The sequence below is a fragment of the Novosphingobium sp. BL-S-24 genome (assembly GCF_055521575.1).
Genome location: NZ_CM145488.1, coordinates 1,527,751 through 1,547,337, shown reverse-complemented (window position 1 = coordinate 1,547,337; position 19,587 = coordinate 1,527,751). Strand labels below are relative to the sequence as shown.

The window sequence follows — 19,587 nt, the reverse complement described above, 5'->3', positions numbered from 1 at the left end:
GGTTGCGCAATCAGGCGGTCATGGCAATTCAAAGCGACAAATGGATCCGCACCCAGGCGCAGGAACACGGCATGATAGAGCCGTTTGTGGAAGCGCAGCGCCGGGATGGGTGTATCTCCTATGGCCTGTCGTCCTATGGCTACGACGCGCGCGTGGCGGACGAGTTCAAGATCTTCACCAACGTCGATTCGGCGGTTGTCGATCCCAAGGATTTCGCCAGCAATTCCTTCGTCGATCGCAAGACGGACTGCTGCGTGATCCCGCCCAATTCCTTCGCTCTGGCCCGCACCGTGGAATATTTCCGCGTGCCGCGCGATGTGCTGGTGATTTGCCTAGGTAAAAGCACGTATGCCCGCTGCGGCATCATCGTGAACGTCACGCCGCTGGAGCCGGGCTGGGAAGGGCACGTCACGCTGGAATTTTCCAACACGACGCCGCTTCCGGCGAAGATTTATGCCAACGAAGGCGCCTGCCAGTTCCTGTTCCTGAAAGGGAACGAGCCGTGCGAAACCAGCTATGCCGATCGAGCGGGTAAATACATGGGCCAGCGCGGCGTGACGCTGCCGCGGCTCTAGCCTTTCCTGCGGGAACAAACTGTCCACAAGTCCACTTTTCCCGGCAAGAGATAACTTGTCGGGAGTCGTGCCTTGTCCAAGATCGCTGCCATAATCGGGCGTTTCCTGATCGCCCTGATCTTCATATTCTCAGGTGCCGGCAAGTTGATGGACCTTGGGGCCACCAACACGACCATCGTCGCGGCGGGCCTGCCCTCCGGCCTTGCGCTGCCAGTGGCCCTGTTCGAACTGATCGCCGGTCTGTGTCTGGCGGCTGGTTTCATGGTGCGTCTGGTCTCCATCCTGCTGGCTGGATTCACCGCGCTGACCATCCTGTTTTTCCATGCCCAGATTGGTGATCCGATGCAGCAGGCCATGCTGCTGAAGAACCTGGCGATCATCGGCGGACTGGCCCTGGCCTTTGCCCACAGCCAGATGTGGAGCCACTATTACGCCCTGCGCTCGGCCCGGCGCGGCGAAGTCGCCGCCCGTACTGCCGAGGAGCGAATCCACGACGCCGAGCTTCGCGCCGCGAAAGCCGAAGCACGCGCCGATGCGCTGGAGACCGGCGGCGTGGCGACCACGACCACCGGCACTGTCCATCAGCCTCGCACGGTCGTAACGGACGTGAACGGCGATGGCGTTCCCGAAGTGCGCCGCCGCAACCGCTTCTTCGACTGGTAAGCGGGCAAGACGGAATAAGGATGGGCCGATGCCGAGTGCAGCGGCCCATTTTTTATGCCCGTGACGCTCGGTCGGATTCGGGGAGTTGACGGAGGCGCGAAACCCGGCAATAGGCCCGCTAACGCGCAAGCGGGCGGTTAGCTCAGTTGGTAGAGCATCTCGTTTACACCGAGAGGGTCGGGGGTTCGAGCCCCTCACCGCCCACCATTTCCATGGTCCTTAGCGCGAAACCCTGCGTCACTCCGGCACGTTTCCGTCGCCAGCCATGCGCAGGCGATAGCCGATTCCCAATTCGTTGCTGATGATCTGCGGGCGCTGCGGATCGCTTTCCAGCTTCTGGCGCAAGCCGCGCACCAGCACGCGCAGGTACTCCACGTGGTGCTCCACATCGTTGGGCCAGACGTGTTCCATCATCTGGCGATGGGTGATGACGCGTCCGGGAAATCGCGCGAGTTGCGACAGGACGGCATACTCCTTGGGCGTGAGGTGAATCTCCTGCCCGGCCTTGGTGATGGTATGGGCCAGCATGTCGATGGTGACATCGCCGACTTTCAGCGTGGCAAGCCCGCCGCCGCGCGCCAGCCGGTTGCGCAGCGCCACCCGCACGCGCGCCAGCAATTCGTCGGTATCGAACGGTTTGGTCAGATAGTCGTCCGCCCCAAGATCCAGCGCGGCGACCTTTTCCTCCGTCGCTTCGCGGGCGGACACGACGATCAGGGTGGTATCGGCCTGCTGCTTGATCAACGGCACCAGTTCCAGGCCGTCGCGGTCGGGCAGGCCCAGATCGAGCAGCACGATATCCGGGCGTTCCGAACGTAAGGACGCGAGCGCCGCTTTTGCGTTTTCCGCTTCGATGACGCCGTAGTCTGAGCGCTCCAGGGCGGCGGAGATCAGCCGCCGGATATGGACTTCGTCGTCAACGACCAGAACCTTGTGACGCAATTTCATGGTATGTCCGTGTTATCGATGCCGCTGATGATAAGCGCGGCGGGTATGCGGATGGTAAAGCAGGCCCCGCCCGTTTCGCCCGGTCGATCGTCGCGGTTCGATGCTTCGACCGTCAGGCCCATGGCTTGTGTGAACCCCTTGACGATCGCCAGCCCAAGGCCAGTGCCGTGGCGCACCCGATCGGACCCTTCAAGGCGAATGAACGTCTCGAACACCCGTCGTTCCTGACCTGGCGGAATGCCCGGCCCCTGGTCGAGGATCGACAGCAGCAATGCGTCGGGCAGGCGGCGGCAGCGGATGACGATGGGGGTGTCGGCATCGGCATAGCGCCCGGCGTTGTCCAGCAGGTTGATCATGCAGTGGTGGAACAGCACCGGGTCAAGCATGACCAGCGGCACGTTCGGGGCGATCTGCACGTCCACCTCGTGGCCCTGCAACGATGCGCGGGTATCATGCACCGCGCTGGCGACAGCATCGAACAGGTCGGTCGCCTCGGGCTTCATCGGCAAGGCGCCAGCCTCTACCCGCGCCATGTCCAGCAGGTTCGCGACGAAGCGATTGAGCCGCTGCGCTTCGGTGCCGATGGTTTCCGCCAGTTCCGGCGAGGGGTGGCGCTTCATCTCCTGCGCGGCGGACATGATGGTGGTCAGGGGGGTGCGCAGATCATGGCTGACGGATGAAAGCAGGGCCGATCGCAACCGATCCCGCTCCCCAACCGCCTGGGTTTTCAGATTTTCCTCTTCCAGCGCCATGCGATCGAAGGCGATGGACGCCTGATCCAGCAGGCTCATCAACAGCGGCACCTGATCGGATCGGATCGCTTCATGTGCATCCTGCCGCGCGAGGCCAAGGACGCCCAGGACGCCGCGGCCCGAAGCCGTGGACGCGCACAGGGGGTGGAACAGCCAGTCAGAGGCGGTCAGCGTGGCGGACCCGCGCCCGGCGGGCTGTTCGTTGTCGATCGCCCACTGGGCGGCGGCTTGCTCGATCTGGTCGAGCCGGTCCTCGGGGGGGAAGGCGGCGCTCAACACCGGTCCGTCTGCGGATGGCAGCAGCAACACGGTTCGCACATTCAGCAGGCGCGCCACTTCGGCACAGATCGCCTGGACCAGTTCCTCCTGCGTGACGGCGGCGGTCAGCCTTCCGGAAAAACTGGCAAGCGCCGCATTCTGCCGCGCGCTGGCTCCCGCCAGATCGGCCTGACCACGCACCCGTGCGCCGAACTGGCTGGTGACGATGGCGACGCCGAGCAGGACGAGAACCGAAATGACGTTTTCGGGATTGTTCACCGTCAGCGTGCCGGTGGGGGGCAGGAAGAAGAAATTGTACGCTAGACTGGACGCCATCGCTGCAAACAGTCCGGCGCGAAGTCCGAACGTGGCGGCGGCGAACATGACCGGGACCAGGAACAGAAGAGCGATATTGCTGAGGTCGATCGCTTCCAGCAGCAGCCGGCCCAGCATCGTCATGGCCGCTACCATCAACAGCGACCATAGATAGTTTGTCGGGTTGCCCCATGTCGTTTTAGGTGCCGCTTTTTTCGCTGGCCCGACAGGCGTCTCCGTGGCGGGCAGAACGTGGATGGCAACGTCTCCCAGCGTGCGGACCAGCCGGTCCACCACCGATCCGTTGCGCAGCTCGAACCACCAGGATCGCGTGGATTTGCCGATGACGATCTGCGTCGCCCGGGCATCACCGGCGAACTGGCGCAGGCCCTCCACCACGCTGGCGGCGGGCACGCTGGCCGTCGACGCGCCCAGTCTGGACGCCAGGGCCAAGGTGTCGGCCAACTGCATGCGATCGGCGCTGGTAAAGTACTGATCACGCTGTGTTTCTATATGAACGGCGGACCATGGCGCCTTCAGCGCGTCGGCCAGCCGTTTCCCGGCGCGGACCAGCCCTGCGGCATGGGGATGCTCACTGATCGCCACGACGATGCGCTCGCCCACCGCAAACGTACCGGCAAGGGCATTGGCGCGAAGATGGTCCAGCATCTGCGCATCCACCGCCTGCGCCGCGCGGCGCAGCGCCAGTTCGCGCAAAGCGGTGAGGTTGGATTTGGAAAAGAAGTGCCCCAGCGCCCGCGATGCCTCATGCGGGACGTAGATTTTGCCTTCCTTCAGCCGCTCGATCAGCTCGTCGGGCGGAATGTCGATCACTTCGATCTCGGCCTGTTCCAGCACGCTGTCCGGCACGGTTTCCCGCACCCTTACGCGGGTGAAGGAGGCGACGACGTCGTTCAGGCTTTCGACGTGCTGGATGTTGATCGTCGAATAGACGTCGATCCCGGCGGCGAGGAGTTCCTCGACATCCTGATGGCGTTTGGGATGGCGGCTTCCCGGCGCATTGGTGTGGGCAAGCTCGTCCACCAGCACGAGCGCGGGGCAGCGTTCGAGAATGGCGTCGATGTCCATTTCGCCCAGCGAGTGGCCACGGTGATCCACCGTTCGGCGGGGGATTACCTCGTAGCCATCGACCAGCGCCTCGGTCTCGCGGCGACCGTGGGCTTCGACTACGCCGACCACCACGTCGATCCCGGCATCACGACGCTGGTGCCCTTCGTTGAGCATTTCCCACGTCTTGCCGACACCCGGCGCCGCGCCGAGAAAGACCTTCAGGCGGCCACGGCCCTCCTGCGCAGCGGCGCGCAGAAGGGCTTCGGGAGATGGGCGATCGAGCGGCGTCACCGTGCCTGCTTAGCGCCAAGTGCATCCAGCCGTCGATTGAGTTCGAACACATTGACGCGCGGTTCGCCGATGAAACCCATGATCGGCTGGTCAATGCTGCCCGCGACGAGCCGGCGCAGCGCCTCCGGCTCGATCGATCGCGCGCGGGCTACGCGATCCACTTGATACAAAGCCGCCTCGGGGGTGATATCGGGATCAAGCCCCGAGGCGGAGGTGGTCACCAGGTCGGAGGGAACGGAGCGGCCTGGTGCCGCAGTCTGAAGAGTGGCGATGTCGGTCTTCACGCGATCGGCAAGGACTTGCGATGTCGGGCCGAGGTTGGAGCCGGAGGAAGCCATACCGTCATAGCCCTTGCCGGCAGCGGACGGGCGAGTGTGGAAGTACCGCTCGGACGTGAAAGCCTGTCCGACGATGCGCGAACCGATGACCTTGCCATTGGCGGTGACGAGGCTGCCATTGGCCTGAGCCGGGAACAGCACCTGCCCGATAGCGGTCAGGGCGAGGGGGTAGGCAAGCCCGAGCAGGACGGCGAACAGCAGCGTCATCACCAGCGCCGGTCGCAGCGAAGAAAGGATTTCGGATTTCATTGTCGGTGTCCTTGAAGGCAGTTGGGCAGGGTCGGCATCAGGCCAGACCCACACCGTTCACCACGAGGTCGATGAGCTTGATGCCCACGAAGGGCGCGATCAGGCCGCCAAGGCCGTAGACCGCCAGGTTGCGGGCAAGCAGCGGCCCCGCGCCCATCGGCTTGTAAGTCACCCCTTTGAGAGCCAGCGGCACGAGCAGCGGGATGATCAGCGCATTGAAGATGATGGCCGACAGGATCGCGCTCTGCGGTGATCCCAGGGCCATGACGTTGAGCACGCCCAGCCCGGGATAGAGTGCCACGAACAGCGCCGGGATGATCGCGAAGTACTTGGCAACGTCATTGGCGACGGAGAATGTCGTCAGCGCGCCGCGGGTCATCAGCAGCTGCTTGCCCAGTCCCACGACTTCGATGAGCTTGGTAGGATCGCTGTCGAGATCCACCATGTTGCCCGCTTCCCTGGCCGCCTGGGTGCCGGTGTTCATGGCGACGCCGACATCCGCCTGTGCCAGGGCTGGGGCATCGTTGGTGCCATCGCCGCACATCGCGACAAGGCGACCGCCCTGCTGTTCCTGGCGGATCAGGTCGAGCTTGTCCTCCGGCGTGGCCTCGGCAAGGAAGTCATCCACGCCCGCTTCGGCCGCGATGGAGGCGGCGGTGAGAGGATTGTCGCCGGTGATCATTACCGTGCGGATGCCCATGGCGCGCAGTTCGCCAAACCGTTCGCGGATGCCCGCCTTGACGATGTCCTTCAGGAAGATCGCGCCCAGCAGCCTGCCGTCCATCGCCACGGCGAGCGGAGTGCCTCCGGCGCGGGCGATCTCATCGGTCACGCGGCGAAGTTCGGTGGCGGCGGTGGTTGCGCCGGCGCCGGGATTGGCTTTGAGGATCGCTTGTACCGCGCCCTTCTGGATGACCCGGCCCCCGGTATCGACGCCGGATATGCGGGTTTGCGCGGTGAATGGGATGACTTGCGCGCCGTCAGGAAGGGCGGCGGCAGTCTGGCCGAACTTGTCGCGCGCCAGCACCACGATGGAACGGCCTTCCGGTGTTTCATCCGCCAGGCTGGCGAGCAGGGCCGCCTCGGCCAGAACGCCTGTGTCGACACCGCCGACCGGACGAAATTCGGTGGCCTGACGGTCGCCCACGGTGATCGTTCCGGTCTTGTCGAGGAGCAATACATCGACGTCGCCCGCCGCCTCCACGGCGCGGCCCGACTTGGCCAGCACGTTGAACCGGACGAGGCGATCCATCCCGGCGATGCCGATGGCAGAGAGCAGGGCAGCGATCGTCGTCGGGATCAACGTGATCAACAAGGCGGCCAGCATCGAGACAGGGATCGATCCGCCCGCATAGCTGGCAAATCCGGGGATCGTCGCCACCGCGATCAGGAAGATGATCGTCAGCCCGACCAGCAGGATCGTCAGCGCGACCTCGTTCGGCGTCTTCTGGCGTTCCGCCCCCTCGACAAGCGCGATCATGCGATCAAGGAAGCCCTGTCCCGGATTGACGGTGACCTGCACGCGGATCTCATCGGAGATGACGCGGGTGCCGGCGGTGACGGCGGATCGGTCACCACCCGCCTCGCGGATGACGGGGGCGCTTTCTCCGGTGATCGCCGCCTCGTTTACTGACGCGACGCCGCGGATGACTTCGCCGTCCGAGGGGATCAGGTCGCCCGTCTGCACCAGAACGACGTCGCCGACCTTGAGAGTGCTGGCAGCCACTTCGTCGTAACGGTCGCTACCGTCCTTCAGGCGCTTGGCGATCAGTTCAGCCTTGGTCGCGCGCAGCGATGCCGCCTGCGCCTTGCCACGTCCTTCAGCGATGGCTTCGGCGAAGGTACCGAACAGGACGGTCAGCCAAAGCCACAGGACCAGCTGGATCTTGAAGCCGGCGGCAAGGCTGTCATGGCCCACGATAAGCAACACGGTCAGCAGCACCGCGACCACGGCCGTGGTGAACATTACCGGGTTGCGGATGAGTTCGCGGGGATCGAGCTTGCGAAAAGCGTCTCCGATCGCCGGGACGATCAGGTCTGCGGTGAAAAGCGATTTGGATTCGGACCGAGCCATTTGCGGATCCTTAGAAAAGCTGGCCACGGATCATCGCGAAATGATCGGCGATGGGACCAAGGGCGAGGCCGGGAAGGAAGGTGAGGCCACCGACGATCAGCACGATGCCTATCAGCAGGCCAGTCCACAGCAGCCCGGTGGTGGGGAAGCTGCCCGCCGTTTCGGGCGTGTGCTTCTTGGCGGCCAGGCCGCCTGCTATCGCCAGCATCGGAATGATAACGAAGAACCGGCCGATCCACATGGCGATCCCCAGCGTCCCGTTGTAAAACGGCGTGTTGGCGGACAGTCCGGCGAACGCGGAACCATTGTTGGCGACGGCGCTGGTGAAGGCGTAGAGGATTTCCGAGAAGCCGTGCGGTCCCTTGTTCAGCGGCCCGGCAAGCCCTGCGGTCAACACCGAAGCGGTGGCCGAGAAGCCCAGGATGACCAAGGGCAGCACTGCGATGGCCAGCACCGCCAGCTTCACCTCACGGCTTTCGATCTTCTTGCCAACGTATTCAGGGCTGCGACCGACCATCAGCCCGGCAACGAACACGGCCAGGATGGCGAACAGCAGGAACCCATAGATACCTGCCCCGACGCCGCCGATCACGACTTCGCCCAGTTGCATGTTGAACAGCGGGATCAGGCCGCCAAGCGCGGTGAAGCTGTCCAGCATGGCGTTCACCGCGCCGCATGAGGCTGCGGTGGTGACGACGGAGAACAACGCCGAAGAGGCGATGCCGAAGCGGACTTCCTTGCCTTCCATATTGCCGCCCGCAGCGCCAAGCTGGTGCAGGATCGGGTTGCCCGCAGCTTCCTGCCAGTAGGCGACGGTCGTTCCGGCCAGGAACAGCGCCATCATGGCGGCCAGGATCGCCCAGCCCTGGCGCGTGTTGCCCACCGCTTTGCCGAACGTGTAGGTCAGGCCAGTGCCGATCGCGAAGATCGACAGCATCTGGATGAAATTGGTGAGTGCGGTCGGATTCTCGAACGGATGAGCCGAGTTCGCATTGAAAAAGCCGCCGCCGTTGGTGCCCAGCATCTTGATCGCTTCCTGGGAAGCGACCGGGCCGAGCGCGAGTGTCTGGCGCACACCCTCGAGCGTGGTCACGTCCACCGATCCCGCAAGAGTCTGCGGCACGCCGCTGGCGAGGTAGAACAAGGCGATGAAGACCGAGAGCGGCAGCAGCAGATAGAGCGTGACGCGGGTGACGTCGGCCCAGAAGTTGCCGATCCCGCTCGCGCTCCTGCGGGCGAACCCACGAAACAGCGCGAAGGCCAAAGCGATGCCTGTGGCGGCGGACAGGAAGTTCTGCAGGGTCAGCACCAGCATCTGGCTAAGGTTCGACATCGTCGATTCGCCGCCGTAGCTTTGCCAGTTGGTATTCGCAGTGAAGCTGACCGCCGTGTTGAACGCCAGATGCTCGCTTACCGCGCCCATCCCCTCGGGATTGAGCGGGAGCATCCCCTGCGTGCGCAGCACCAGATACGTAAGCGCCAGCAGCATTGCGTTGAAAATCAACATGTGCACCGCGTAACGGCGCCATGATTGGTCCTCGTCGGCATTGATGCCGGACAGGCGGTAGAAGCCCCGCTCGATCGGGCCCAGCACCACATGAAGCGGTGTCCTGCGCCCTTCGTAAAGCGCGAAAAGCCAAAGCCCGATCGGCTTGGCGAGCGCCAGCAGGATGCCGACGAAGGCCGCGATCAGCAGCCATCCCTGGTACGTCATGGCAGCGCCCCCTTAGAAGCGTTCGGGCCGCACGAGCACGGCGACCAGGTAGATGAGAAGGCCCAGCGCGGTGATCGCAGCCAGTAAAAGATCGAGTGTCATGGTCTGCGATCCTTCACGCGCGGCTGCACAGTGCCGCGTAGCCAAGGCTAGCGGCCAGCAATCCGAGGAAGAGACCGATCCAGAGGATGTCCTGCATGTCGAAGCTCCCGCAGCACGCCTCCGCAATGGGTGCGGAGCGAATCGGCTGCAGTGGAGGAATTAGGCCCGCTCAGCGTTGCAATTCGAGAGGACGGCGATCGCACGGGCATAGTATTTTCATATGAATTGCACGGAAACCGACCAAATTGCGCGCTTTCGCCCAGGCAAATGCCAACAAGCTTAGGCCCCTCTTAACCAACGACAAATTATCACCTTCCCGCAATTTCGGGATTCTGCGCGATGTTCGATGTCCTGCTGTGCGTGCAGCAACAGCACAATTACTGGTTCGTTCTGCTGGCAGCCACGATCTGCCTCATCTCCACGACCAGCGCCGTGCAGTTCCTGCGCCATGCCCGCCATCTGTCTGGCAACGGAGCGGGTCGCTGGATCGCCGGGGCAGGCATTGCCATCGGCTTCGGAATCTGGGCGACGCACTTCGTGGCGATGCTGGGATACGATACCGGTGTCGTCGCCGGATACAAGGGACCGGCCACCGTCATCTCGCTGGCGGTGGCGATCGCCTTGACGACGATGTCGTTTTCGACGGTCGTCGCCAGTGCCAGCCGCAAGAATCTTATCATCGCCAGCCTGCTGGCCGGAGGCGGCATATCGGCGATGCATTACATCGGCATGCAGGCGCTCGAACTCCCGGCGCGTCTGACCTGGCGCACCGGTTATGTCGTCGCTTCGGTGCTGTTTGCGGTACTGCCGATGTATCCCGCTTTGTCACTCGCCATTCGCCGACGCTCGCCGACCAGCGGGGCGGCCGCCGGTCTGTTCATGACCCTGTCGATCGTGCTGCTGCACTTCACCGGCATGACCGCGCTGAAACTGGTGCCGGCTCCGCTGGATGAACGCACCGGAATCCTGCTTTCGCGTGACAGCATGGCGGGGATGATCGGCGCCGGATCGCTGATGTTGCTGACGATCTGCATTGTCGTGCTCAACATGGCGCGGCGCACTCGCATAACCGTTTCGGCGACAGAGCGGGAAATGAGTATCCTGGTCAAGGGGATCACCGATTGCGCGATCTACATGCTCGACCGCAACGGGAATGTCGCCAACTGGAACGCCGGTGCCGAGCGGTTGAAGGGCTACACCGCCGAACAGGCTATCGGTCTGCCGCTGTCGGCATTCTACCCTCAGGCGGACAGGCTCGAAGGTGCCCCGGCTCGTGCGCTCTCGGTCGCCCGGGAAGTGGGCAAGTTCGGGGGTGAGGGGTGGCGCATGCGGCGGGACGGTACGCTGTTCTGGGCGCATGTCCTGATAGAGAAGATCAGCGACGAAGACGGCCGCCATATCGGCTTCGCCAAGATCACCCGTGACATGAGCCGGTTCAAGGAAGATCAGGATCGCCTGCGCATGGCGACCGAGCAATTGGACGCGGCGCTGGGCAACATGCACCAGGGGTTGTGCCTGTTCGGGCCGGATGAGCGGCTGGCGCTCGTCAATCCGCGCTTCACAGAGATCTGGGGCATCGACCTGGACGCCCGGCTTTTGGGAATGACAGTCGACAAGGTTGCCCGCACCGCGTTGAGCGTCCTGACATTCCCCGACATCCCGCAAAATAGGATCGAGGATCTGCGCGAAGTGTTCGCCAGCACCCAGCAGGATGCGAGCGGGGTGCCCCTGACGCTGGAAGTGGCCGACGGTCTTATCGTGTCGATGGTAAGCCGCGCGATGCCCGGCGGCGGGTGGGTGACCACGATCGAGGATGTGACGGAGCGCCGCCGCACCGACGCCAAGATCGCGCACATGGCCATGCACGATAGCCTGACCGGGCTGCCGAACCGGTCGCACTTCGCTCGCTGGATCGATTCCGAACTGGATCAGGCCCGTCATTTTGGCCACCAGTTGACCGCCGTGATGATCGACCTCGATCGCTTCAAGGAAATCAACGATACCCGCGGACACGGAGCGGGGGACACTGCCCTCCAGCACCTGTCCCGCCGTCTTCTCGAAGTGCTGAGCGAAGGCGAGATCGTCGCCCGTCTTGGTGGAGACGAATTCGCGGCCGCCAAGCGTTTTAGGGATAAAGCGGACCTGACGTCGTTCCTCGATCGGCTGGAGGGTTGCTTCTCCAGCCCGTTCGGCCCGGAGGACAACAGCTATTACCTTGGCGCCAGCATCGGCGTGGCGGTCTTTCCGCAGGATGGTGACGAACGCGAGCAATTGCTGAACAACGCGGACCTCGCGATGTATCGGGCCAAGGCCAATGTCAGCGAACGGATCGCGTATTACGAACCGGAAATGGACGAGACCGCGCGCGCGCGTCGCGTGATCGCAAACGAACTGCGTCAGGCGCTCGATCGCAACGAGATGTGGCTCGTCTACCAGCCGCAGCACGACATCGCGACGGGTGAGACGACCGGCTACGAAGCGCTGCTGCGCTGGGATCATCCAACCCATGGCAAGATCGCGCCGGATGATTTCATCCCCATCGCCGAAGAAACCGGGGAGATTTTCCGGATCGGCGAATGGGTGCTTCGCCAGGCATGCGCCGAAGCCGTGGGCTGGGCGGACGATCTGAAAGTAGCCGTCAATCTATCGGCCGTGCAGCTTTCGCAAAACGATCTCGTCGATCTCGTTCGCTCGATCCTCGTCGAAACCGGCCTGTCGCCCCGTCGCCTTGAACTGGAGATCACCGAAACCGCCATCATCTCCGACAAGCAGCGCGCCTTGCATCTCCTTCGGCAGATCAAGGGACTGGGCGTCAGCATCGCCATTGATGACTTCGGCACGGGCTATTCCTCGCTCGATACGCTGCACTCCTTCCCGTTCGACAAGATAAAGATCGACAAGTCGTTCCTCTCCCGTTCGCGCACCAGTCCGCAGGCGCGGGCGATCATCAAGGCGGTACTGGCCCTTGGGCAGAGCCTGCAGGTTCCGGTGCTGGCGGAAGGGGTAGAAACCGTCGACCAGCTTGATCTGCTCAAAGAACACGGCTGCGACGAAGCACAGGGCTATTATTTCGGACGTCCTGGTGCTGCTCCGGGCTCCAACGAACCACCGGCTGAACTGGAGCGAGCGGCGCTGCCCTGATGCGTATTGCGCCGCCGTCTGCGCGGGGTCAAAAGCAACAGGGTGAACGCTGACATTCTCCTGATCGGCGCCGGTCTTGTCGGCGGGGCGATGAACGCCATGGCAGGGGGCGGGTCGTTCGTAACCTTACCGGCGCTGATCGCTTCCGGGCTCCCTCCGGTCATGGCCAATGCATCCAGCAGCGTTGCCCTCTATCCTGGCGGCATCGCAAGCGCGTGGGTCTATCGAAAAGGGATGGCCGCCGAAACCGGGCATGTAGCCGGTGCTTCGCTGCGGCAACTGGCGATCGTTTCCCTCGTCGGGGGATTGATCGGAAGCGTTCTCTTGCTGGCCACGCCGACCACCCTGTTCGACCGTGTCCTGCCGTGGCTATTGCTGGTGGCGACGCTGGCCCTGGCCTGCGGCAGGCGTATCGCTGCGCAACTGGGCGGTGCCGCTCAGTGTGGACCGGTTGGTATCGTGGCGGGCCAGTTCGTGCTGGGCATTTATGGAGGCTATTTCGGTGGCGCCGTGGGCTTGATGATGATGGCGTTCTGGAGCATCGTCACGACGGCGGACATCAAAAGCCTGCAAGGCCCGCGCGTGCTTCTGGTGAACGCGGCCAACACGACCGCCATCGTCATCTTCGCCGTCATGAACGCCGTGGCCTGGCGTCAGGTCCTGTTCCTGGCACCTGCAGCGATGGCGGGCGGCTATCTGGGAGCACACCTGGCAACGCGTATGCCAGCCCAACGGGTACGCGCAGCCACGGTAGCTCTTGCAGTGATCATCACCATTGCGTTCTTCGTGCGAGCCTACGCCTGATCGCACCGAACGGTCAGGGAGTCTGCGCGTCGGTATCCGCTTTGGCGAGGATGAGCGAGAAGTCGCCGCATTCGTCCGTCCAGTGCTCCATCTCACACCAGCCGCTTGCCGCAAGGAGCAGGCGCATTTCCCCGGGACGATACTTGTGGCAGTTTTCGGTGTGGATGGTTTCGCCTCCATCCATGCTGAACATCTGCCCGGCAACCTCGAAGCGAAGCGCACGCCGAGCCTCCAGGTGCATTTCGATGCGGCTCAGCTTTTCGTTCCAGCGGGCGACATGGCGGAATTCTCCAACCGGGATGGTGCCGCCAAGCTCGCGATTGATCCGCTGCAACAGGTTGAGATTGAACAGCGCCGTCACGCCCTGGGCGTCGTCGTAGGCTGCTACCAAACGCTCTGGCGCTTTCACCCGGTCTATGCCGATCAGCAGATAGGCTGGTCCGCCAGCACCGCTCAGGGTTTCGCGCATCGAACGTAGCAGGTCCACTGCCGCAGCCGCCGTCATGTTGCCAATGGTCGATCCGGGGAAAAAGCCGAGCATGGCTTGGCCGTCCCGCTGCACGGGAAGGGAGACCCGGTTCATGAAGTTCGCTTCCACCGGCATGATGCGCAGCTGCGGGAACATCGGCTTCAGCTCTTCGCACGCCTCGTCCAGAAACTCGCCGCAGATGTCGATCGGCACATACGTCGTGCGGGGCATCGCCTTCAGCAGAATTCGCGTCTTGATCGAGCTGCCGGACCCGAACTCCACGACCGTCGCATCCGCCCCCACGATGTCCGCCGCCGCTGCCGCATGTGCGTTCAGCAGGGCCGTTTCGGTGCGGGTCGGATAGTATTCGGGAACCTGGGTGATTGCCTCGAACAATTGCGACCCTCGCATGTCGTAGAACCAGCGTGCCGGTACGGCCTTGTGCTGTTGGCCAAGGCCGCGAAGCACGTCCGCGCGGAACGCCGGATCTGCGATGGGAGGGGATGAACGATCGGGAGCGTCGTCGCTGCGGGTCGGCGTCAAGAGCATGTCAGAGGCTCCTTGCAAGGCGCACGCCGGTAAACTGCCAGCGCTGATGAGGATGGAAGAAATTGCGATAGGATGCTCGAACATGGCCGCGCGGTGTGGCGCAGCTGCCGCCCTTGAGGACGAACTGACCGGACATGAATTTGCCGTTGTACTCGCCCACGGCCCCCGCCACAGGCCGGTAGCCCGGCCACGGGCGATAGGCCGATCCGGTCCATTCCCAGACATTCCCGAACAGGGAAGCGAACGGGCCGTCTTCCTCCGGTGCACGAGGCGCAACGGCATGGGCGTGGTCCAGCTGGAGTCCGCCCAGTGGATCATGATCCTGCGCGACGGCTTCCCACTCCTGCTCGGTAGGCAGGCGTGCACCTGCCCATGCAGCAAAAGCGTCAGCCTCGTAGAACGAGACATGCGTAACCGGCGCATCGGGATCGACCGGTTGCCAGCCCGCCAGCGTGAAATGCTCCCATTCCCGCCCATGCCCGCGCCAGTACAGCGGGGCGCTGACACGTTCGTTGTGCAGCCAGTCCCACCCGTCCGACAGCCACAGTGACGCCGTGCGATAACCCTGATCCGCGATGAACTCGATCCATTCCCGATTGGTAACGGGCCGATTGGCGAGGGCGTACGGAGCAAGCCACGACGGATGGCGCGGCAACTCGTTATCGAAGGCGAAGCCCGCTCCGTCATGGCCGACCTCGACAAGACCTTCCGTGCCGGAAATCCAGCGTAGGGGCACTTCCTGATGGATGCTGGCGGCAGGCGCCGCCGCATAGGCAGGGCCCAGCGGATTGCGAGAGAACAGATGCTTCAAGTCGGTAAGCAGTAGTTCCTGGTGCTGCTGTTCATGCTGGATGCCCAGCTCGATCAGCTCGCTTTGTCGATCGAGCAACATCGGCAGGGCATCGATCATCGCAGTGTCCACGTGGTCGCGGTACGCCATGACGTCGGCAACCGTGGGACGCGTCAGTAGACCGCGCTCGGGCCGGGCAATGCGCTCTCCCTCCGCCTCGTAGTAACTGTTGAACAGGAACGGCCAGCGTTCGTCGAACAGCGCATATCCGGGCACATGATCGCGAAGCAGGAACGTTTCGAAGAACCAGGTCGTGTGCGCCAGGTGCCATTTCACCGGAGACGCGTCGGGCATGGACTGTACGGTCATGTCCGCTTCGTTTAGCCCCTGCGCCAATGCGCGACTGAGAGAGCGGGTCTGCTTGAAAAGCGACGCCAGCGATTCCTGCGCCAAAGGTGCCTGCGCCATGACGGGTGCCGCTTCGCTCTGCATGCTCACTTCTCCCGCTGCCCACGTAGGCACGCCCGGCTTGCACGGCGACCAGACTGCTGGTCGGATCGTACCACGCAGTAAATCCGCCCTTAAGTGTGTTTAGTGCGCAGAGCGCACAGTTGTTCCGACGATACCGAAAAAGCAGCGGCTCACGTGGCCAGCCGGGGGACAGAACGGCAGTGAAACGCCCCATGGTTGTCGATCGATAAAAAACGACGAAAAGGCGATTGCCTCACACGCCCCTCCCATGTAAATGCCCCGCCTGCCCGCAGGGCATGCCGCTTTAGCTCAGTTGGTAGAGCACATCATTCGTAATGATGGGGTCACAGGTTCGAATCCTGTAAGCGGCACCACCTTCCTAAAGGCACTTCCTCCCAGACATCGGCGGTTTCCCAGCCAAAGCAGCTTTCCCCTTGGGTAGCTTTTGGGTCAAGGCTGGGGCGTCTTTGGGATCATTCGGGTCAACCTATGGAAAGCGTGCCTGAAGCCAACGGCGCTTTCGGAAACCCTCCGAGGGGCAAGAATTGTTTGAAGTGTAGCCCGACCTCTCGACAGTCAGGCTATCACTACCTGCTTCGCCTGCGCAGTTTGGCGCAGCACGACCGTCATATCGAAACCTACTTGGGGGTGCCTTCAAGTTCAACCCACACCCCCCCGTTCACTTCACCTGCGACCGTTTGCTTACCAGTAGACAGATCGACAGCTAAATTGAAAACCTCCAGAACAAGATTTCCATTTCGATCTCGAGCCCAATAAACCAAGTCACGGGTGACACCAACTTTTCCTTTGTGAAGAAAAGTCAATTTTGCATTGCAAATCAAAGATCCAGATTTTGCATTTCTCTTGATTGCGTGCTCGCCATCTACTTTATATTCTCCATTAATTCGAATTTCGTCCAATTGGCGCTTTTCGAATTCGCTATACGATGAGTACTCTGGAGATTCTGGCTTTGGTATAACTGTATTTATATAATCAATGTCGAGGTTCGATGCCTTAGCGAGCGTCGGCATCATATCTAGGACTTCGCTGTTTGAGCAATCCGGTTCGCTTGATGAACAACTTGCGAGAGCAAGCGGTCCAACACCCAGCAGCAGACATTTCAAATTCATACGCCCCACCCGATAGCATTCCTGTAAAGAACAGATACTTGCATAAGAGAAATTTGACTCACACCCAGAAAATGGGCGGATGCATAGATCACTTGCTTATGGTGTTAACTTCCACCCAGACATCGGCGGTTTCCCACGGGAAGAGCTTTCCAGCTTGGGGAGCGCTTGGGTCAACGCTGGGGCGTCTTGAGCCGGTTGAGGTCGGCACCCACGCTATACCCCGGTCTGTAGCGAGTTCCACTTCCAGCCAAACGGATATGCCTCGCGTCAGATGGGAAGAGCGGGCATGTAGCGCCTCGCATATGGTCGGCAAACAGTTACACATCATCCCTATCGGTTCCATCGATGGGAATGACCGGGGGGGAAGCGTGTCAAATTGGGTGGACGATCTCGGCAGACTCAAGTCACTGCGGGAGCAGGGCGATCTGAGCGAACAAGAATATGCAGCAGCCAAAGCTAAGTTGCTCGGTTCGAACGCCATTCGTGAACGGGGTCAGACGTCAAGTTCCGATGCATCTGAACGGGAAGCTCAGATCGATCGCCCATCCCTATCGGAAGGGTGGCAGCAAAATCCGTTTAGGCCCGGACAAGCTTCCGGGGGCCGACGCGTACTGATAGCCGCGTTGTTGATCGTACCAATTGTCCTTGTAAGTGCGTGGAGCTTTAGCCGCTTCACCACCGCAGGAAACGAAAGCCCGCCTACCGCGATCGCAGACTTTTGCGTCGGTGTGGGCGTCGGCGGGCAGGTCATGAGGAAACATGAAGTGTCCGTCTCGCAGCTCACGCAGCTGATGAATTCCCCTCAGCTTAAAGCGTTGGCCCCAAGTTCGGTGAGCGAGGCTTGGACGTGGAGCGATGAGGGCGATAGCCTTTACACCTTAACCGGCACGACGACTGATCGAGTGGCTAATTCGCAGGTCGTTACAAAATGGTCCTTCAGGCGGGTCGAGGGCAAGGGCGATCTGAAAAACTGTGGACCTGACACCCTCGCGTTCGAGCGTGAAGTGGTCGATAGCAAGGATACCGGCGACGAAGCAATCAAACGCTTCCTGATGGCTACCCTTATGGCCAGCGGAATAAAACGAGCGGATCAGCAAGCTCCCAATCAGCGCGAAAGCCAAAAGAGCAGTGGGGTTTTGGCAGTATCTACCGTTCCCACCAATGTCGGGTCCTTAGCAGGCATATGGGTGCCTGAAGGGTCTTACTGCGCAAGTGGAGACGCGATGAACCTCCGTGGCGACGGAACTTACAGTGAGGATGTGAGCACTGGGAAGTGGACCCAAGTTGCCAACAAGCTGACGATCGATGACGGCATCGAGCCCATCTCGGGAGCGGTCAGCAACGTCTCCAGCAATCAGATCGACGTCGTTTGGACGGGCGGAAGGACGATACGGTATCGCCTCTGCCCAACTGACTTCTCGTCCGAGCCCTGGTTCCCCCATGGATAGGCTCAGCACATCCCTACTGAGTAAAGTTTGTCCGCAGCGCTTCGTCACAAAGCGGTAAGCCTTTTGTAAGGCCTGACGCTCTAGACGCGACGCTGATGTAGTCTGACGACGCGTGAGTGACATGCCGAACCTTTAGATAGGCCAAATAACCACCGATCTGGATGAAACATCCGCAATTTAAGCAATTGCGGTCACCTAATGTTAGGTGTCATCCCTTATTGTGATAAATCGATTGCAGAATTGCGAGGGCCAAAATGGCTACCCAACCCATCCAAGAGATAGCGCTGGAGTTAGACGCCCTAATTCTGCGGTTAGACCGCATGAAATGCTATATCGCTGCAGCCCATGTGCAGGCTGGCGTTGATGCATTGCGATCGATGGTTGATCATAGCGAGACATTGCAGCCATCACCCCGGTCGAACGACCCGGCAACCAAATGAAACATTCGCTTTGGATTGAATAACAGCGATTTAATGACGGCCATATAGATTTCTACGTAACTAGCCCTCAACGAATAGGGGGCCGAAATTATGTTGGAAATCGCGATCAAGAAACGTCGTGCAGTCAAGGTTAGCGACGTCGAAATTGACGAAATGGCGTCTTATGCCAATCAGGTTTTATCGTTGCTGAGAAACCTCAAAGCAAACAGCCACAAACCGCGTACAGCCCCTCTTTCACCAGCTCTACGATACGACAATGCCAAACGGCTATATGACGCCAGGCGTCGGCGGGCACGTCATTTCAATCCGGCGCTGTTTGGGGAGCCTGCTTGGGACATTCTTTTGGATCTCTATATCGCGCATCACGAAGAAAGGCAGATCACGATTACATCGGCATGCATCGGCGCGGATGTACCAAGCACCACCGCTCTACGCTGGGTTACCCTCCTGACCCGCGAAAACTTCATTCAAAAGCGCGAAGTGGCCTCAGACCGGCGGAAAAATTTGGTGTCCCTGAGCCCGGAGGCAATTGCCGCCATGGATCGATATTTTGACGACGTCGATTTCTGACGTGATAGACCGCAATCCAATCGCAATGAAGATCAGCAGCCCACGGGGTCAGGGATAGAAGCGCAGTCTAGGTTGTTTGAGTAAGCTATTTTGCCGCGCAAACAAAGGCTAGCGCTGAATTTAGCGGTCGAATCGGTGGGTGCGGGGAGCGGGGCAGCAGTAGCGATGATAAGATTCGTAATAGCCGTCCCGCCCACGCTGCTGCATTTGCTCGTGTTCCGGGTGTGTTTGCCAAGCGAGTGCAGACGCTTCATCTTGCCACTCCGATAGCACGACGTCTTCTCCGTCGTCAGACGTATAGCTACGATAGAGTAGAAGGCCCGTCTGTCGCCGCGCGAGCTCCTCGATGCGTATTGCATCGTCGAGGTACGAATCGACGTCGATATCGTGACATTTGCGATTGCGGAATATCACCAAAAACATGG

General features: G+C 61.5%; 16 protein-coding genes and 2 tRNA genes. 8 read left to right on the top strand and 10 right to left on the bottom strand.

Going from position 1 to position 19,587, the window contains the following annotated elements; genetic code table 11:
* Window positions 1-20: 20 nt before the first annotated feature.
* The 3 genes from dcd (at window position 21) to ACZ1JM_RS12705 (ending at window position 1,445) form a co-directional block, all read left to right on the top strand.
* Window positions 21-575, top strand: coding sequence for a dCTP deaminase (gene dcd / locus ACZ1JM_RS12715; protein WP_465132761.1), 555 nt, complete (start codon window positions 21-23; stop codon window positions 573-575).
* A gap of 72 nt (window positions 576-647) precedes the next feature.
* Window positions 648-1,238 (top strand): DoxX family protein, encoded by a 591-nt coding sequence (locus tag ACZ1JM_RS12710; RefSeq protein WP_465132760.1) that lies wholly within the window; start codon window positions 648-650, stop codon window positions 1,236-1,238.
* A 131-nt stretch (window positions 1,239-1,369) separates the two neighbouring features.
* Window positions 1,370-1,445, top strand: a tRNA-Val gene (locus ACZ1JM_RS12705).
* Between the two features lie 30 nt (window positions 1,446-1,475).
* On the opposite strand, the gene ACZ1JM_RS12700 is transcribed toward ACZ1JM_RS12705, so the two are convergent.
* Genes ACZ1JM_RS12700 through kdpF form a run of 6 tightly spaced genes read right to left on the bottom strand, consistent with a single transcriptional unit; the run spans window position 1,476 to window position 9,350 of the window.
* Window positions 1,476-2,186, bottom strand: a complete 711-nt coding sequence (locus ACZ1JM_RS12700; protein WP_465132759.1) for a response regulator — start codon at window positions 2,184-2,186, stop codon at window positions 1,476-1,478.
* Entirely contained in the window at window positions 2,183-4,873 is a 2,691-nt protein-coding gene (locus ACZ1JM_RS12695; protein WP_465132758.1) for a DUF4118 domain-containing protein, read from the bottom strand. The genes ACZ1JM_RS12700 and ACZ1JM_RS12695 overlap by 4 nt, the downstream gene beginning before the upstream one ends.
* Entirely contained in the window at window positions 4,870-5,460 is a 591-nt protein-coding gene (gene kdpC, locus ACZ1JM_RS12690) for a potassium-transporting ATPase subunit KdpC (protein WP_465132757.1), read from the bottom strand. Before kdpC ends, ACZ1JM_RS12695 begins: the two co-directional genes overlap by 4 nt.
* 37 nt (window positions 5,461-5,497) lie before the next feature.
* Window positions 5,498-7,534: a potassium-transporting ATPase subunit KdpB gene (gene kdpB, locus ACZ1JM_RS12685; protein WP_465132756.1), complete on the bottom strand. Its 2,037-nt coding sequence runs from the start codon at window positions 7,532-7,534 to the stop codon at window positions 5,498-5,500.
* A 10-nt stretch (window positions 7,535-7,544) separates the two neighbouring features.
* A complete protein-coding gene (kdpA, locus tag ACZ1JM_RS12680) occupies window positions 7,545-9,248 on the bottom strand; it encodes a potassium-transporting ATPase subunit KdpA (RefSeq protein ID WP_465132755.1) in 1,704 nt (567 codons plus the stop codon).
* A 12-nt stretch (window positions 9,249-9,260) separates the two neighbouring features.
* Entirely contained in the window at window positions 9,261-9,350 is a 90-nt protein-coding gene (gene kdpF / locus ACZ1JM_RS12675; protein WP_465132754.1) for a K(+)-transporting ATPase subunit F, read from the bottom strand.
* Between the two features lie 339 nt (window positions 9,351-9,689).
* On the opposite strand from kdpF, the gene ACZ1JM_RS12670 reads away from it, so the two are divergent.
* Together ACZ1JM_RS12670 and ACZ1JM_RS12665 are read left to right on the top strand one after the other, a co-directional pair.
* Window positions 9,690-12,491, top strand: coding sequence for a bifunctional diguanylate cyclase/phosphodiesterase (locus tag ACZ1JM_RS12670; protein ID WP_465132753.1), 2,802 nt, complete (start codon window positions 9,690-9,692; stop codon window positions 12,489-12,491).
* Between the two features lie 42 nt (window positions 12,492-12,533).
* Window positions 12,534-13,295 carry a sulfite exporter TauE/SafE family protein gene (locus tag ACZ1JM_RS12665; RefSeq protein WP_465132752.1) on the top strand — a complete coding sequence of 254 codons (762 nt, stop codon included), beginning with the start codon at window positions 12,534-12,536 and terminating at the stop codon, window positions 13,293-13,295.
* A 13-nt stretch (window positions 13,296-13,308) separates the two neighbouring features.
* Here ACZ1JM_RS12665 and egtD read toward each other — a convergent pair whose 3' ends face one another.
* Entirely contained in the window at window positions 13,309-14,313 is a 1,005-nt protein-coding gene (gene egtD, locus ACZ1JM_RS12660) for an L-histidine N(alpha)-methyltransferase (RefSeq protein ID WP_465132751.1), read from the bottom strand.
* Window position 14,314: 1 nt separating this feature from the next.
* Entirely contained in the window at window positions 14,315-15,595 is a 1,281-nt protein-coding gene (egtB, locus tag ACZ1JM_RS12655) for an ergothioneine biosynthesis protein EgtB (protein ID WP_465132750.1), read from the bottom strand.
* A gap of 277 nt (window positions 15,596-15,872) precedes the next feature.
* Between egtB and ACZ1JM_RS12650 the strand changes: the two genes are divergently transcribed.
* A tRNA-Thr gene (locus tag ACZ1JM_RS12650) sits at window positions 15,873-15,948 on the top strand.
* A 264-nt stretch (window positions 15,949-16,212) separates the two neighbouring features.
* On the opposite strand, the gene ACZ1JM_RS12645 is transcribed toward ACZ1JM_RS12650, so the two are convergent.
* The gene (locus ACZ1JM_RS12645; protein WP_465132749.1) at window positions 16,213-16,713 is read right to left on the bottom strand and encodes a hypothetical protein; all 501 of its coding nucleotides are present in this window, start codon (window positions 16,711-16,713) and stop codon (window positions 16,213-16,215) included.
* A gap of 293 nt (window positions 16,714-17,006) precedes the next feature.
* On the opposite strand from ACZ1JM_RS12645, the gene ACZ1JM_RS12640 reads away from it, so the two are divergent.
* Entirely contained in the window at window positions 17,007-18,152 is a 1,146-nt protein-coding gene (locus ACZ1JM_RS12640) for an SHOCT domain-containing protein (protein ID WP_465132748.1), read from the top strand.
* A gap of 530 nt (window positions 18,153-18,682) precedes the next feature.
* Window positions 18,683-19,162 (top strand): MarR family transcriptional regulator, encoded by a 480-nt coding sequence (locus ACZ1JM_RS12635; protein WP_465132747.1) that lies wholly within the window; start codon window positions 18,683-18,685, stop codon window positions 19,160-19,162.
* A 120-nt stretch (window positions 19,163-19,282) separates the two neighbouring features.
* Here ACZ1JM_RS12635 and ACZ1JM_RS12630 read toward each other — a convergent pair whose 3' ends face one another.
* Window positions 19,283-19,585 (bottom strand): antibiotic biosynthesis monooxygenase family protein, encoded by a 303-nt coding sequence (locus ACZ1JM_RS12630; RefSeq protein ID WP_465132746.1) that lies wholly within the window; start codon window positions 19,583-19,585, stop codon window positions 19,283-19,285.
* Window positions 19,586-19,587: the final 2 nt, after the last annotated feature.